The 14824-nt window shown below is 53.4% G+C and carries 15 protein-coding genes; 9 read left to right on the top strand and 6 right to left on the bottom strand.

Translation table 11 applies throughout. The features are described from left to right. From WA318_RS00440 to WA318_RS00410, 7 genes are all read left to right on the top strand, one after another. Complete coding sequence (locus WA318_RS00440; RefSeq protein WP_336079445.1) at positions 1-483, top strand: HPr kinase/phosphorylase; 483 nt, start codon at positions 1-3, stop codon at positions 481-483. Between the two features lie 10 nt (positions 484-493). Then, positions 494-1426: an RNase adapter RapZ gene (rapZ, locus tag WA318_RS00435; protein ID WP_336079444.1), complete on the top strand. Its 933-nt coding sequence runs from the start codon at positions 494-496 to the stop codon at positions 1424-1426. Between the two features lie 19 nt (positions 1427-1445). Beyond that, positions 1446-1850, top strand: a complete 405-nt coding sequence (locus tag WA318_RS00430) for a PTS sugar transporter subunit IIA (protein ID WP_114096145.1) — start codon at positions 1446-1448, stop codon at positions 1848-1850. Positions 1851-1914: 64 nt separating this feature from the next. Then, a complete protein-coding gene (locus tag WA318_RS00425; protein ID WP_114096144.1) occupies positions 1915-2190 on the top strand; it encodes an HPr family phosphocarrier protein in 276 nt (91 codons plus the stop codon). A gap of 66 nt (positions 2191-2256) precedes the next feature. Then, on the top strand, positions 2257-4053 hold the full coding sequence (gene ptsP / locus WA318_RS00420; RefSeq protein ID WP_336079439.1) for a phosphoenolpyruvate--protein phosphotransferase: 1797 nt from the start codon (positions 2257-2259) through the stop codon (positions 4051-4053). Between the two features lie 301 nt (positions 4054-4354). After that, on the top strand, positions 4355-5650 hold the full coding sequence (ahcY, locus tag WA318_RS00415) for an adenosylhomocysteinase (protein WP_114096819.1): 1296 nt from the start codon (positions 4355-4357) through the stop codon (positions 5648-5650). A 114-nt stretch (positions 5651-5764) separates the two neighbouring features. Then, positions 5765-6136: a 5-carboxymethyl-2-hydroxymuconate Delta-isomerase gene (locus tag WA318_RS00410; RefSeq protein ID WP_114096143.1), complete on the top strand. Its 372-nt coding sequence runs from the start codon at positions 5765-5767 to the stop codon at positions 6134-6136. A 13-nt stretch (positions 6137-6149) separates the two neighbouring features. Here the strand turns inward: WA318_RS00410 and WA318_RS00405 are convergent, their stop codons facing one another. Further along, on the bottom strand, positions 6150-7085 hold the full coding sequence (locus WA318_RS00405; RefSeq protein ID WP_336079435.1) for a DUF294 nucleotidyltransferase-like domain-containing protein: 936 nt from the start codon (positions 7083-7085) through the stop codon (positions 6150-6152). A gap of 221 nt (positions 7086-7306) precedes the next feature. On the opposite strand from WA318_RS00405, the gene WA318_RS00400 reads away from it, so the two are divergent. Further along, positions 7307-7636, top strand: coding sequence for a DHCW motif cupin fold protein (locus WA318_RS00400; RefSeq protein WP_336079433.1), 330 nt, complete (start codon positions 7307-7309; stop codon positions 7634-7636). Between the two features lie 173 nt (positions 7637-7809). Here the strand turns inward: WA318_RS00400 and WA318_RS00395 are convergent, their stop codons facing one another. From WA318_RS00395 to WA318_RS00380, 4 genes are all read right to left on the bottom strand, one after another. After that, entirely contained in the window at positions 7810-9336 is a 1527-nt protein-coding gene (locus tag WA318_RS00395) for a UxaA family hydrolase (RefSeq protein WP_336079431.1), read from the bottom strand. A gap of 19 nt (positions 9337-9355) precedes the next feature. Beyond that, a complete protein-coding gene (locus tag WA318_RS00390) occupies positions 9356-10636 on the bottom strand; it encodes a TRAP transporter large permease (protein ID WP_114096141.1) in 1281 nt (426 codons plus the stop codon). After that, the gene (locus tag WA318_RS00385) at positions 10636-11148 is read right to left on the bottom strand and encodes a TRAP transporter small permease (RefSeq protein ID WP_181850124.1); all 513 of its coding nucleotides are present in this window, start codon (positions 11146-11148) and stop codon (positions 10636-10638) included. Before WA318_RS00385 ends, WA318_RS00390 begins: the two co-directional genes overlap by 1 nt. 87 nt (positions 11149-11235) lie before the next feature. After that, on the bottom strand, positions 11236-12228 hold the full coding sequence (locus WA318_RS00380) for a sialic acid TRAP transporter substrate-binding protein SiaP (RefSeq protein ID WP_114096139.1): 993 nt from the start codon (positions 12226-12228) through the stop codon (positions 11236-11238). A gap of 122 nt (positions 12229-12350) precedes the next feature. On the opposite strand from WA318_RS00380, the gene WA318_RS00375 reads away from it, so the two are divergent. Continuing rightward, the gene (locus WA318_RS00375) at positions 12351-13235 is read left to right on the top strand and encodes a GntR family transcriptional regulator (RefSeq protein ID WP_114096138.1); all 885 of its coding nucleotides are present in this window, start codon (positions 12351-12353) and stop codon (positions 13233-13235) included. 56 nt (positions 13236-13291) lie between these two features. Here WA318_RS00375 and WA318_RS00370 read toward each other — a convergent pair whose 3' ends face one another. After that, positions 13292-14737: an HD domain-containing protein gene (locus tag WA318_RS00370; RefSeq protein ID WP_336079424.1), complete on the bottom strand. Its 1446-nt coding sequence runs from the start codon at positions 14735-14737 to the stop codon at positions 13292-13294. Positions 14738-14824 lie beyond the last annotated feature (87 nt).

Below are 14824 nucleotides of genomic sequence, written 5' to 3'. Positions count from 1 at the left end.
GTGTTTGACAACAAACGCGCCGCCCCGCATCGTTTTGCCATTATGTCCCAGCTTCATGCCAATTGTGTCCAGATCGGTGACTATGCGCTTTTGCTGCGCGGTCCGTCCGGTTCCGGGAAATCCAGTATATCTCTGCGTTTGATCGATGCGGGGGGCTTTCTGATCGCAGATGACCGGACAGACCTTGTCGCACGCGACGGGCGCCTGATTGCAACATCGCCCGCAACGATTGCCGGATTGTGTGAAGTACGCGGGCTTGGCATTGTGCGCGGATTGCCACAACGTCCTGAAGGCGATGTCAGGGTGGTGATTGATCTGGTTGATGATCCTGAACTTGTGGAACGAATGCCTCATGGCACATCAGAAGAGATTTGTGGCATATCTGTTGCGCGTTGGACATTATGTGCAACCGATCTGGCACTTGAGGCCAAGATCAGGGTAGCTTTGGCGCTTGCGACCGGTGAATTGCGCTTAGAGTCTTAAGGAAGCTGTTTTGCAGAAAACTCCCGTCAAACCCCGTGCTGACCAGAATGCCGCACCTGACAGCTTTGATGGCAGAAGCGGTCTTGTCCTTGTAACCGGTGTTTCGGGGGCAGGACGGACAACTACCCTTAAAATCCTTGAAGATTTCGGTTTTGATGCGGTTGACAACTTGCCGCTTCGGTTGCTTTCGGCCCTGGTGCCAAGCGATTGCCGCCCGGATCGTCCGATTGCCATCGGGCTTGATATCCGCACACGTGATTTTGGCGTTGACCAGTTTGTCGAGATTGTTGGACGCCTGCGCAAGCAGACCGGCATGGAACCCTTGATGATCTATGTCGATGCCGACACAACGGTGCTACAGCGTCGCTTTACCGAAACGCGCCGTCCCCATCCACTCAGCCATGACCGGCCACTGGTTGACGCGATCGAGCATGAAAAACGTCTGATGGCGCCGATTGCGGCGACGGCGGACATGCGGATCGATACATCGCGGATGAAATCAACCGAGCTCCGCAAGATTCTTCAGGACCAGTTTGATATTGGCGAAAATGAAGGCCTTGCGATCTTTGTCAAAAGCTTTTCATTCCGTCAGGGTGTGCCTGCAGAAGCCGATCTGGTTTTTGACGTTCGCTTTCTGCGCAACCCGCATTATGATCCCGAGCTTCGCCTGCTGACAGGCATGAATGATCGGGTAGGCCAATATATTGAAGAAGACCCGGACTTCTCCGGGTTTGTGACCCGTCTGAAAGCAATGCTGGAGCCGATCCTGCCGCGTTATGCGCAAGAAGGGAAAAGCTATCTGACCATTGCGATCGGGTGTACGGGCGGACAACATCGTTCGGTTTATATCGCACGGATACTCAATGACTGGATTGCCGATCTGGGATATGACACACATCTCGGACATCGAGACAAGCCAGATGAACCGGCATCGGGGGAGTGAATAAAATGGAGAAAACTGCATGATCGGGATGGTGCTGGTCACCCATGGCGATCTCGCGAAAGAGTTCGTATCTGCCTTGCAGCACGTTGTTGGCGAGCAGGAAAATGTCGAATCGGTCTGTATTGGACCCGATGACGACATGGAACAACGCCGCGCGGATATCCTTGCAAGCGTCGAGAAAGTCGACAGCGGCAAGGGTGTTGTCCTGTTGACGGACATGTTTGGCGGGACGCCGTCCAATCTGGCGATTTCCATCATGGAACAGGCAAATGTCGAAGTCATCGCAGGGGTTAATTTACCTTTGTTGATCAAACTGGCATCTGTTCGCATTGACGGGACGCTGGCCGAGACGGTCAATGCGGCTCAGGATGCCGGGCGTAAATATATCAACGTTGCGTCGCGTCTGCTGAGTGGCGAAGAATAAGACGGCAACAAAAATAAGAAGGCCGGATGTATCGCAATCGGACATCCGGCTGGCGGGGACATAGATGGCGCAGAAGGAAAAACGTATCCTTACGATTAGCAACCAGCGTGGTTTGCACGCGCGGGCGGCGGCGAAATTTGTTAAACTGGCTGGTGAATTTGAATCCAGCATCATGGTCCGCAATCGCGGCACCGAAGTTTCGGGTGTATCAATCATGGGGCTTATGATGCTTGCCGCATCCATTGGCACCGAGATCGAGGTTGAAGCAACCGGACCCGATGCGGTCAAGGCGATTGAGGCCCTTAACGAACTTGTCGATGCAAAGTTCGACGAAGAATAAAACGCATAACGACCAAAAGACTTCTGACTTTCGGGAAAACAACAAAAACAGGTTCTGACCCCAGGTTTGCAAGTTCCGCCAAAAGATCAAACCCCATCAGACGACCATGCCACCGGTGCCCGCCGGGTCATTACCGGATTGGGCGCATCAGGCGGGATCGTGATTGGCCGGGCTTTTGTTGTGGACCGCCAATATATCCAGGTCAGCCGCAAACCGATTGCCGATGATGCTGTTCATGCCGAATGCAAACGCCTGCATGACGGTGTTGCGGAAAGCATCGATCAGCTCAAACGTCTGAAATCCCAATCTTCATCAGCCGACAGTGCAGCATCCGAGGAACTTGGCTTCCTGCTTGATGCCTATATCCACATGCTGACCCAGTCGCGGCTGGTGCGCGGTGCGGAAGAACTGATTGTTTCGCGCAAGCTGAATGCCGTCCATGCGGTCAGCGAAGTGATTGATGTGATCGCTACCCAGTTTTCGGGCATGGATGATCGCTATATCGCGGCGCGTGCAAGCGATATCCGTGAAGTCGGCTTGCGCCTGATGCGTTGTCTGATGGGCGAAACCGACCGTGCCGTTGAAAAGGCCCCCAAGGGGGCGATCCTGATTGCCGAGGATGTCAGCCCGGCCGATATGGCCCGGTTTGAACCGGGGCAGCTGACTGCCTTTGTTACCGCCCTTGGCGGGGCCGAGGGCCATACGGCGATTATGGCAAGATCACTCGGTATTCCGGCCGTTCTGGGGGCGACCGACATCATCCGGGGTGTATCGGGTGGTGATCAGATCATTGTCGATGGCGGGCGCGGCGAGGTTATCCTGTCGCCCTCTGATGCCGATATCGAACATTACAGCCAGCGCCGGGCAGACTGGCTGGCCGCACGTGACAAGCTTGCGACATTGCGCGACGTACCATCGGCAACGCGCGACGGGGTCGATATTGATCTTCATGCCAATATCGAATTGCCGATCGAACTTTCCGCAGCCCTTGAAAACGGGGCGACGGGCATCGGGCTTTTGCGCAGTGAATTCATGTTCATGAACAAGGATTACCTGCCAGATGAAGACGAACAATATGCAGAACTTTCTGACATCGTAAAACGGATGGGCGGCAAGCCGGTCACGATTCGCACCCTTGATATCGGTGGTGAAAAGCTCGCGGTGGCGCTTCAGGCCGATATGGGGTCGGGACCAAATCCGGCTTTGGGATTGCGCGGTGTTCGCTTGTCGCTGCGCAAACCCGAACTGCTTGAAGCCCAGTTTGCCGCCATCTTGCGCGCGTCCCTGCATGGGCCGGTCCGGGTGCTGATCCCGATGGTGGTCGGGGTGCATGAAATGACACGTGCGCGCCAGATATACGAGGCAGTCGCCAAGCGCCTGCGCAAGGAAGGGCACGCGATCCCCGAAATATTGCCGCCATTGGGTGCAATGATCGAAATTCCGGCCGCGGCAATTGCCATCGATACATTGTCGCGTGAATGCGATTTCTTTGCCATCGGCACCAATGACCTGACGCAATATACGCTGGCGATTGACCGGACCGATGATCAGGTGGCGGGGCTTTATGATCCGCTTCATCCGGCGGTCTTGCGCCTGATCCGTGATGTGATCCGGGTTGCCGGTGAACGGGGTATCCCGGTCAGTGTTTGCGGCGAAATGGCGGGTGATCCGCGTTATGTGCCGCTGTTTATCGGGTTTGGTTTACGCAATCTGTCGATGTCGCCGGTTAACCTGTTGCTGGTCAAACAGCGCCTGCGCCGGCTTGATACCCGTAATTCCGAACATCAGGCCAACCGGGTCATGGAACAGTGGGATTCGGCACGCATCGCCATGATGCTTGATGATTTCAACGATCTTGCCTGATTGATCGGGCCTTGGCGCAATCTTGGCCGGATCAGTCATCGGCCTTGTCCATTGCAACCATCATCACGACATAGGGAACAGTCCGAAATTTTCCGCCGAAATCAGCAGGATTTCGGGGTGAGAATGGTCGTGGATTGATCCGTCTTTTGCGATTGGGCAAAAAAAGACTTGAAAACGATATAAAGAAATCTTTATATGTGTTCCATCGCGGTCAGGGAAATGACCGCAACAGAATTTCTCGGCGTATCGGCAGGACAGAAGTCCGTGGCGGATGCGCCATTCCTGTTTGATTGGAGACGACATGTCGAACTTTACCGATTACAAGGTCGCAGACATCTCGCTGGCCGCTTGGGGCCGCAAGGAAATCGCGATTGCCGAAACCGAAATGCCGGGCCTGATGGCGCTGCGCGAAGAATATGGCGCAGCACAGCCGCTGGCTGGCGCACGTATCGTCGGTTGCCTGCACATGACCATCCAGACCGCAGTTCTGATCGAAACGCTGACGGCACTTGGTGCGGAAGTTCGCTGGTCTTCGTGCAACATCTTCTCGACCCAGGATCAGGCTGCGGCGGCGATTGCTGCTGCTGAAATCCCGGTATTTGCCTGGAAAGGCGAGACCGAGGAAGAATTCTGGTGGTGCATCGAGCAGACCATTTCCGGCCCGAACGGCTGGAAACCGAACCTGATCCTTGACGATGGCGGCGACGTTACCCAGTTGATCCACGACAAGTATCCGGAACTTCTTGAAGACATCAAAGGTCTGTCGGAAGAAACCACCACCGGTGTTCACCGCCTGTATGAAATGGCGAAAAAAGGCACCCTTAAGGTTCCGGCGATCAACGTCAATGACTCGGTCACCAAGTCGAAATTCGACAACCTGTATGGCTGCCGTGAAAGCCTGGTCGATGGCATCAAGCGCGCAACCGACGTAATGGTTGCCGGTAAAGTTGCCGTTGTTGCCGGCTTTGGTGACGTGGGTAAAGGTTCTGCTGCTTCGATGCGCAGCCAGGGTGCCCGCGTTCTTGTGACCGAAATCGATCCGATCTGTGCTCTGCAGGCCGCGATGGAAGGTTACGAAGTCACCACCATGGAAGATGCTGCACCGGTTGGCGATATCTTTGTCACCACCACGGGTAACATCGACATCATCACGCTTGACCATATGCGTGCGATGAAAGACCGCGCAATTGTTTGCAACATCGGTCACTTCGATTCCGAAATCCAGATCGGTTCGCTGCGTAACTACAAGTGGGACAACGTCAAGCCGCAGGTCGACGAAGTCGAATTCCCGGATGGCAAACGTCTGATCGTTCTGGCCGAAGGCCGTCTGGTCAACCTTGGTTGTGCAACCGGCCACCCGAGCTTTGTCATGTCCGCCTCCTTCACCAACCAGGTGCTGGCACAGATCGAGCTGTGGAAGAACTTTGCCAACTACGAAAACAAGGTTTATGTCCTGCCCAAACACCTTGATGAGAAAGTTGCAGCCCTGCATCTTGACCGTCTGGGCGTAAAACTGACCAAGCTTTCGAGCGAACAGGCCGAATATATCGGTGTTCCGCAGGCTGGTCCGTTCAAGCCGGATCATTACCGTTACTAATCGGTCTTTGCCGATTTGCATCAAAGCCGGTCTGTTCAGTCAGACCGGCTTTTTTGTGTTCAGGGCGGGACTTGCTTGGTAAAAGCAATCAGCCCCACCAAAGAGTTTGGAAACATGCCCCAGCTTGAAATCGAATATTCTGCAAAGCTTCCGATTGCCGACGAATTGCCGAAACTGGCTGTTGATCTGCATTATGTGATTGCCCGCGAAGCCGATGCGGATCTCTCTTCCTTCAAGACGCGGATTTCAGCGCTGCAGAATGTCGTGATTGCCGATGGTGATGACAGTCATGCGATGGTCCATCTTGATATTCGTCTGCTGTCGGGGCGGACCGATCAGATGAAGTTCGCCACGGGCGAGGCAGCCCTTGCGGTGCTGCGTGATCGGCTGGAATGGCTGGTGGGGGATTATGCGGTGCAATTTACGGTCGAGGTCCATGACCTTGATCGGGCGCATTACCACAAGCATGTGACCCTTGCGCCGTAAGGCGGTTTCGATCCTACATCAAAAGCGCTTCGTGGATCGGATGGTCAGGACCATAGCGATCATTAAGCAGTTTGATCAGCTCGCGCGAGAAGTCCTTGCCGGCGTCAAGAAGCGACCGCAATTGCACATTATTGCGATCATGCGGTCCGACCCCGTCAAGACGGGCGCGCACATCGGGATTGGATAGTTCGCGCAGGAAGCGGTCATAAAGATCAAGTGCAGGCAGGCTTTTCTCGCCAAACACGGTTTGCAGTCGAGTGATTGGTGGAAGCTGTAAAAGTTCCGACAGTTTTTCGCGTTTCCCCGCATAATCACGTCCTGCTGTTTCCGCAGCCGCAATAATACCGCCAAAATAAAGCATCTTTCGGGAAAATACGAGTTTGAGGCGGCGGGGTGCCCATGCCTTGCTGGCGTCGCCTTCGCGGGTCTTGATTTCGAAATCTACGCTGATGGTCCGGTAGTAGCGGATCACATCATTGACCAGAAAGCGGGCGATGGAGTCCCGCGTGACCGATGTGGTGACGTAGTTGGCAATCAGATCGTCAAAGAATTTGCGTTTGCCTGCCTCGTTATAAAGCCATTCACATTCGAGCAGGAACAAAAGCCGCCTTGTGGTGATCGAGTTGGTATCACCATCCAGACCGATGCGATTTACCAGCTCCTCGGCCGTGACATAGGATGAAAACGGGCCGTTTACCGCCGGTTTCTTGGTGACCATCTTGCCAAGGATGTCGGCAACTTCCTGATGCGGGGCCTGATCACGTTCGGCTTCGCGGCCGATGATAAAGTAATCAAGGTCGGACTGGTCGGATGCCTCGTGGCGTCCATAAGACCCTGTTACGACAACGCAAAATGTATCGCCCTGCAGGCGTGTTGCCAATGCAGCACGCATTTCCGCCAGACGCCGGGCGGAATAGTCCTGATTGGTTGCGATGGTTGCGGGTAACAAGATCGGGACAGCCTCTTGGTGCGACTCGTTGATTACCAACTATCTGCCTAAAGGTTAAAGATTAATACCGCGTTTATCTGATATGGGGTTTGCCAGATTAAGATTGCGAAGGTGATTGACGGTTTGTTCGCAAAAACCATAGTTAACCGGCGATCTCCGACGACGGAGGATACGCGTCCCACACCTGTCGCCCCACATCTGTTGCGAAAGAACGCCCCTTCATGAATATCACTGATCTGCCCTTTGGCACGACCGACTGGTCTTCTATCGAGCCGACCGAACATCGCGGTGAAACCGGCATGGCGACATGGCGAACACGGCAATTTGGCCCGATCCGGGTCCGCATGGTGCAATATTCACCGGGCTATCTGGCCGATCACTGGTGTTCGAAGGGGCATATTCTGCTGTGTCTGGAAGGCGAACTTGCGACCGAGCTTGAAGATGGCCGGACCTTTGTTCTGAAACCGGGGATGAGCTATCAGGTGGCCGATAACGCAGAGGCACATCGTTCTTCAACCGAGACAGGCGCGACCCTTTTTGTGGTCGATTGATATTATATCAGTTCGTGCCGCCTGGTGTTGGGGAGGCATAAGGCGAGCCAACGTAACAGAGCCGGACTGCTTTTCCGCGTCGTCGTATTTGACGGACCGGTAAAGCAGTCCGGGTTTCCGACATTCTTGATGATGTAATGTCGTGCGGGCTGAATGTCTGGGACCTGTGATACCTACATCACAGCCCCGATTTGCCAGGGGACAAACTCGGCGCTGCCAAAACCAAGGGCCTCGCTTTTGCTTTTGGTGCCCGATGCAATTTCAAGGAACAGGTCGAATATTTCGCGGCCTTTATCCTCAATTGTGATTGCACCATCGACAATTGTTCCGCAATTGACGTCCATATCTTCGGACATGTTTTCATACATCGTGCTGTTTGTGGCGAGCTTGATGCAGGGGCTTGGCACATAGCCCGAAACCGATCCGCGACCTGTGGTAAAGGCAATCAGGGTTGCCCCGCTTGCGATTTGACCGGTGACAGAGCATGGGTCGTAGCCGGGGCTGTCCATGAAGACAAAGCCCTTGTTGGTGATGATCTGACCAAATTCATAGACATCGGTCAGGGGGGCTGTGCCGCCCTTGGCGACAGCACCAAGGGACTTTTCCAGAATGGTGGTCAAGCCGCCCCGTTTGTTGCCCGGCGACGGATTGTTGTTCATTTCGCCGCCGCGCACCGATGTGTAGTTTTCCCACCATAAAATCCGGTCGACCAGTTTCTGGCCGATTTCATCATTGATGGCGCGCCGGGTCAGGAGATGTTCCGCACCATAGATTTCAGGTGTCTCCGAGAGAATTGTGGTGCCGCCGTGACGAACCAGCAAATCGGATGCATATCCCAAGGCCGGATTGGCGGTAATTCCGGAATATCCGTCTGATCCGCCACATTGCAGCCCAACAACCAGTTCGGATGCCGGGACACGCACCCGCTTTGCCTGATTGGCCCGCAATGCAAGATCACGCACAATATCAACGCCGCGTTCAACGGTTTGACGTGTTCCACCGCTATTCTGGATGGTCATATAGTGGAAGTTGCCGTCATGACGCAATTTTTCCTCCCCGACGAGATCTTCGACCTGCATGGCTTCACATCCCAGACCGACAAGCAGGATTCCACCAAAATTCGGGTGTTTGGCATAACCTGCGAGAGTCCTGAACAGGGTGTCATATCCCTCGTCGTGTCGGCCCATGCCACATCCACTTCCGTGAACAATCGGCACGATGCCATCGACATTTTCAAGATCGGCAAACCAGCCGGTTTTTTCCGCCTGTTCGGCAATGAAGCGGGCGACACTGCCCGAGCAATTTACCGATGTCAGAACACCGATATAGTTGCGCGTACCGAACCGCCCGTCACTGCGTGGATAGCCCATAAAGAACCGGGCGTCCGAAATGGGCGGCAAAGGTTTGGCATCTTTGCTGAAATCATAGTTCTGGCGATGGTCGCTCATACCCAGATTGTGGGTGTGAACGTGATCGCCAGGTGCGATGTCTGCAGTGGCGACACCTATGATCTGGCCGTAGCGCAGAACAGGTTCACCCGCGGCAATCGAACGTATCGCGATTTTATGGCCACGTGCGACCGGTGCATTCAGGGTGACAGGGCTTTGTGAAAGTTCCGTCCCTGTTTTCAGGTCAGCCAGCGCAATTTCAACATTGTCGCCGGGATGCAACAGGATGCTGATGGGAGAAGATTGGGTCATTTGCATTTATCTTCGTGCTTTATTGCCGATAGAGAAGTTCGGGCAAGAACAGGGTGATCGAAGGCACATAGGTCAACAGTAGCAGCACAGCGATCAGTGGAACGAGGAACGGCATGGTGGCCTTGGCACAGCGTTCAAATGGAATTGCCGACACCTTAGAGAGCACATAAAGCACCATCCCGATGGGGGGCGTTAAAAGACCGATCATCAGATTGAGGATGACGATGATGCCCAGATGGATCGGATCAATACCAAGCTGCAATGAAACGGGCAGCAAGACAGGGACCAGAATGGAAATTGCCGCGATGGTTTCCATGAACAGACCAATCACAAGCACGATCAGGGTAATGATCAGAAGGATCAGGGCCTTGTTCTGTGTCAGGCCAAGCAGTGTTTCAGAGAACACAACAGCTGCCTGATTGGCGGCAAGGATCCAGGCAAAGACGCTTGCGGTTCCAACAATCAGCAAAATCGATGCGGTGGTTTCGATGGTTTCAATCGAGACCCGGATCAGCTTTTTCCAGCTTAGGGTTCGATAAATCACCATGCCAAGAAGGATGGCATAGCTTGCCGCGCAAACGGCGGCTTCGGTCGGGGTGAACATGCCCGATGCGATGCCGCCAACAATTATGACCGGGGTCAGAAGCGGCAGAAACGCGGTTTTGAACGTTGATCCGACAAGCTTCGGGCTAAAAGCGACATCACGCGGATAGTTGCGTTTGCGTGCCATCCACCAGACCATCACCATCAGGGACGCGGCCATAAGAAGACCCGGGATGATGCCCGCAACAAACAGTTCCCCGATTGAGACCGAGGCCATGACGCCAAAAATAACAAGCGGCAGCGAAGGCGGAATGATCGGGCCGATGGTCGAAGATGCGGCCGTGATGCCGACCGAAAAATCATCATCATATCCCGCATCACGCATCGCCTTGATTTCAATAGATCCAAGGCCACCGGCATCGGCGACGGCGGCACCCGACATACCGGCGAAAACGATGCTGGCGCCGATATTCACATGCCCCAGACCCCCGTGGGCCCAGCCGACAAGTGCCCGCGCAAAGGCAAAAATCCGGCTGGTGATCCCGGCCGAATTCATCAATCCACCGGCAAGAATGAAAAACGGGATGGCCAGAAGTGGAAAACTGTTCATGCCATTGATCATATTGTGCAGCAGAACGACAGGCGGCATGCCTTCGAGCAGGATATAAAGAAGAGAGGAAAGGCCCAGCGCAACTGCAATCGGCAAGCGCAGGGCGATCAGGACGACCAGCGATACCAGAAGAAGAATAAAGCTCATCAGCGCGTTCTCCGCAGCAATAGATAAATCTGGTAAAGATGGACCGCCAAAAGGATGCCAAGAGCAATCAGGACCAATCCATAGAAGTAGTATTTGGGAAGCGGCAGAGAGACCATCTTCTGGTACGAGGTCTTCGTCATAAGTTCATTGAGGGAATAGATGGCAAAGCCGAAGAAGCCCGATGACAGTACCAGCGCGACGAGTTTGAGCTTGGTCAGTCCCCGCCCGGCAAGTTTGTCGATAAATTCAAGGCGGATATGACTATCGACAAGCTGGCATTTTATCGCACCGACAAAGGCCAGAAGAATAAGCAGGTAACGCGCGACTTCCTCGGTCCAGGCCAGCGAGTCATTCAGGACGTAGCGGGTGAAGAATTGCAGGAACACCGTAACGAACAAGGCACAGAAAACCAGCAAAGCCGGAAAGTCGGCCCAGGTGATGTTCAGTCGGAAGTTCGTTTCGGCTTCTTGTCGTTCCTGTTCCTTGAAAAGATCCCCGTTGATGTCAGACATTTTGTCTCTTCCTTGGGCACGGAACATGACGTAACCGGGGGAAATGGCTTCCCCCGGCCGGATTTGGGATGGAAAGGTTAGACAGGATTAACCCTTGATCGCCTGCAGGCGTTCATAAATTTCCGGATCCCAAGGCATGTCGTCGCTTTTCAGGCGCGGGGCAATGACATCAATGAACGGACCACGATCAACCTTGTTGACCGTAACGCCCTGTGTGGTGAACCATTCAGACAGCTCATTTTCACTTTTCACGATTTCATCGGATGCATGAATGCCGGCTTCCTGAAGGGTGTCGAGCAGCAATTTCCCGTCTTCTTCACCCAGTTTCGACATGGTCGATGGCGACACCAGCATGATCAGGGAGTTGATGATATGGCCCGTCAGATTGATGTTTGACTGTACTTCATAGAACTTCTTGAATTTGATGGTCGGAAGCGGGTTTTCCTGTGCATCAACCACACCTTGTTGCAAGGCCAGATACACTTCTGAGAAAGCCATTGGTGTCGGATTGGCCCCTGTTTCCTTGGGGAACATCTGATAGGCAGGGGCATTGGGCGTGCGAATTTTCAAGCCCTTCATATCCGCCGGTGTCAGGATCGGTTTGTTGGACGTTACATGGCGTGCGCCATAGTAAACGAGACCGGCGATCTGGTTACCGGTGACATCTGTATATTCCTTGGATAATTCGGCAAACAAATCCGATTTGACGTAGTTTGACCAATGATCATAGCCGCGAAGGGCAAAGGGATAGTCCGAGATTGAGATCGGCGGATAAGTCTGCCCAAGGTAGGCGACGCCGGTATAGATGATATCAATCGAACCGAGGGTCAGGGCTTCGTTGATGGCGGCTTCCTTGCCAAGCTGGGATGCCGGATATACCTTGATTTCATAACGCCCGTTTGTGCGTTCCGAGAACAGCGAAGCGGCTTCAAGGGCAGCGCGGTGATACGGGGTGTCTACTTCGTAGACATGGCCGAATTTCAAAACTTCTTGCGCATTGGAAGCCTGTGAGATTCCAGCAAGGGTTGCAAAGGCCGTCAATCCCATCAGAAGCGTACGGGACAATTTCCGAGTGAACATTATTTCCTCCGTGAATGTGCATTATTTTAGTTTTTGTTTTTCTCTGTGATCTTAGGGAAGAGTTGCTATTCACCTCAACTGTCTTTAATGCTTAAAAAACATCCAAAAAGACAGGAGCTTTGGTGGCTCGTTCGGATCAGAAATTCAAGACCAGCTTCAATACCTGGCTTGATAGTGTTGCAGTTGGAAATTGCCCGGAAACCATTTCGGGACTGGCAAGGTTGCTGGGAGTGAGCAGGACGCTGGCGCGCAGCATCCTGCAACGTGCGCGCGAAATCGGTCTGATTTCAGAAGACAGTTTTCCGATCACGTTTTTGCGCAGCACCAGAAAATCCGACTATTTTCCAAACTCGGACATCAGAAGTCTTGAAGAACAGCTTGAAACTGATTTCATGATGTGGCTGAGAACGATGCAACCCCCACCGGGTAGTCGTCTTCGTGAAGCGGTTCTGGCCCGACAGTTCGGGGTTTCAAATACAACTGTTCGAGAATTTCTGATCGGGCTAAGCCGGTTTGGATTTATCCGCAAAGAACCACAGCGAAGCTGGATTCTGGAAGGCTTTACCGAGAAATATGCCCTTGAACTTCATGAAGTGCGCCAGATGTTTGAAACGCGCGCAATCAGGGCAGTTTTCACGATTCCCAAGGAAGACCCGTTCTGGGGGAAAATGCTGCGTATTCGTCAAGAGCATATTCAGCTGCGCAGGGAAATCGAAACACGATTTATCGAGTTCTCTGAACTTGATAGTCGCTTTCACAGAATGCTGAATGCGGCCACCGGGAACCGGTTCATGGATGGCTTTCAGGATTCAATATCGTTGATCTTCCATTTTCATTATCGCTGGTCCAACAAGAATCAGGTCGAACGCATCGTTCTTGCCATACAAGAACATCTTGAAATTATTGATGCGATTCTTGAACGGGATCAGGACGCGGCCGTGAAAGCCCTTGAGCGCCATCTTGCAACCGCGAACCAGACGTTCCTCGCCTCGATTAACCGTGACTAGGATGTCCCTGGCCTCAAGTCACCATCACAAGCCACCTGCAAGAACCGTCAAGTTCCCTAATCAAACAGGCTTGCGGCGGCGGCCTGTTGGGCCGGGTCGGTCAGGCTGCCGACGCGGCGCAGGAACGAGTTCTTTTCCTCGTAATAGCGTTTTGACAGATCGGCAAAGCATCTGACTTCGACATCCTTGTTGATGTGGAATTCACGACGCGGCACCTTGGCCTCGTTAAGGTCAAGGGTGCTGGCCGATGCGCTGATCTGATGATCAACCGCATCGGCAACGCCATCAAGCTCGATCCGGTTTTTCAGGCTGTGCAGGAACTTCTTGAAGGCCGGATGGCTGTTTAAAAACGCCTTTTCAGTCAAAAGGAAATCATCGGCTGCAAAGTCGGGTGCGTTTTTGACAACAAATTCACGGCACAGATGGTCTGTGGCAAAGCACATCGGACCAAAGATGAAGTTGCGATAGATGTCTTCCTTGAGCTGCCAGAACTTGTCCAGACGCTTGAGCGAGTCCGCATCAAGTTTGACGGCGGCCTCAAGCAGCAGGCGCGGATGGCAATGCACATGGTTGGGATGCACATAGGTCTTGGTACGGCTGATACCTTCGAGTGTGTCGATATTGACCGGGCCGGAAAACAGGCTGGCATGGGGGTGATCCGATTTCTTTGACAGAAGTGCGATGACTTCGTTCGGATCAACATTGTGTTTGACCAGCAGATGATTGACCGACAGATCAAGCTGCACCTCGCCGGTGATGATCTGATTGGTCAGTTGATGATGGTTGCGGTTAAACCGCCGGGCAAATTCCGGTTCCAGCGTATGGGAAAACGGCCCATGCCCGATATCATGCAAAAGGGCCGCAGCACCGAGCAAATCACAATCGGCATCCGAAAGACCCATCAGGCGGCAATAACGCTGTGACAGCAGGGCAACGCCAATGGTGTGGTCATAGCGCGAATGACGGATATTTGCCGGTTTGCCATTGGGATGGAACAGATAGTCGATGGCACCCAGAAACGAAATTTCACGCAACCGTTCAAAGGCATGTGATGCAATCAGCTTTTTATGAAGCGGACGGTCAAAGGCCGATGCGATCTGGGCACGCTTGAAATGGTAGTTATATTGCGGAACATCGCGAAACAGCAGTTCCCATTCGGCAATGTCGGCAGCATTGAAATTGGTATCAAACAGATCACCGATTTCCGGTCCCGGATCCTTGGTCACCTTGAGCGCGGCAGATTCCTTTTGGGACGCGGCCGGTTTGGCCGCCGCGCGCGGTGCAAAAAGATCTAGCTGCGGTTTGGGACTCATCTTTGGAATGACGGGTACGTTGTGTCTGTTGTTAAAGCCAATACCGCAGACATAAACGGATTCATTGCCCATGTCATCGCGGTTTTTCCACAGGCGAACCCCGTGAAACACGGCCTCAGACAAGGCTGTTGCCGAGATGATGCGAAACGGTGGTAAAAGCACACCGTTTTCACCATAATAATAGCTCATAAACACAAACGGTTAACAACACGTGACACGGAACGCATCCGAGCAAGCTTCCAAACGGATTGGGGGAACGAATAAGCCAAGGGCATT

The sequence above is a fragment of the Thalassospira sp. CH_XMU1448-2 genome, from assembly GCF_037027285.1.
Taxonomy (GTDB): Bacteria; Pseudomonadota; Alphaproteobacteria; order Rhodospirillales; family Thalassospiraceae; genus Thalassospira; species Thalassospira profundimaris_C.
The sequence above is the reverse complement of the archived record's forward strand: the minus strand, read 5'-3'. Positions and strand labels throughout refer to the sequence as shown.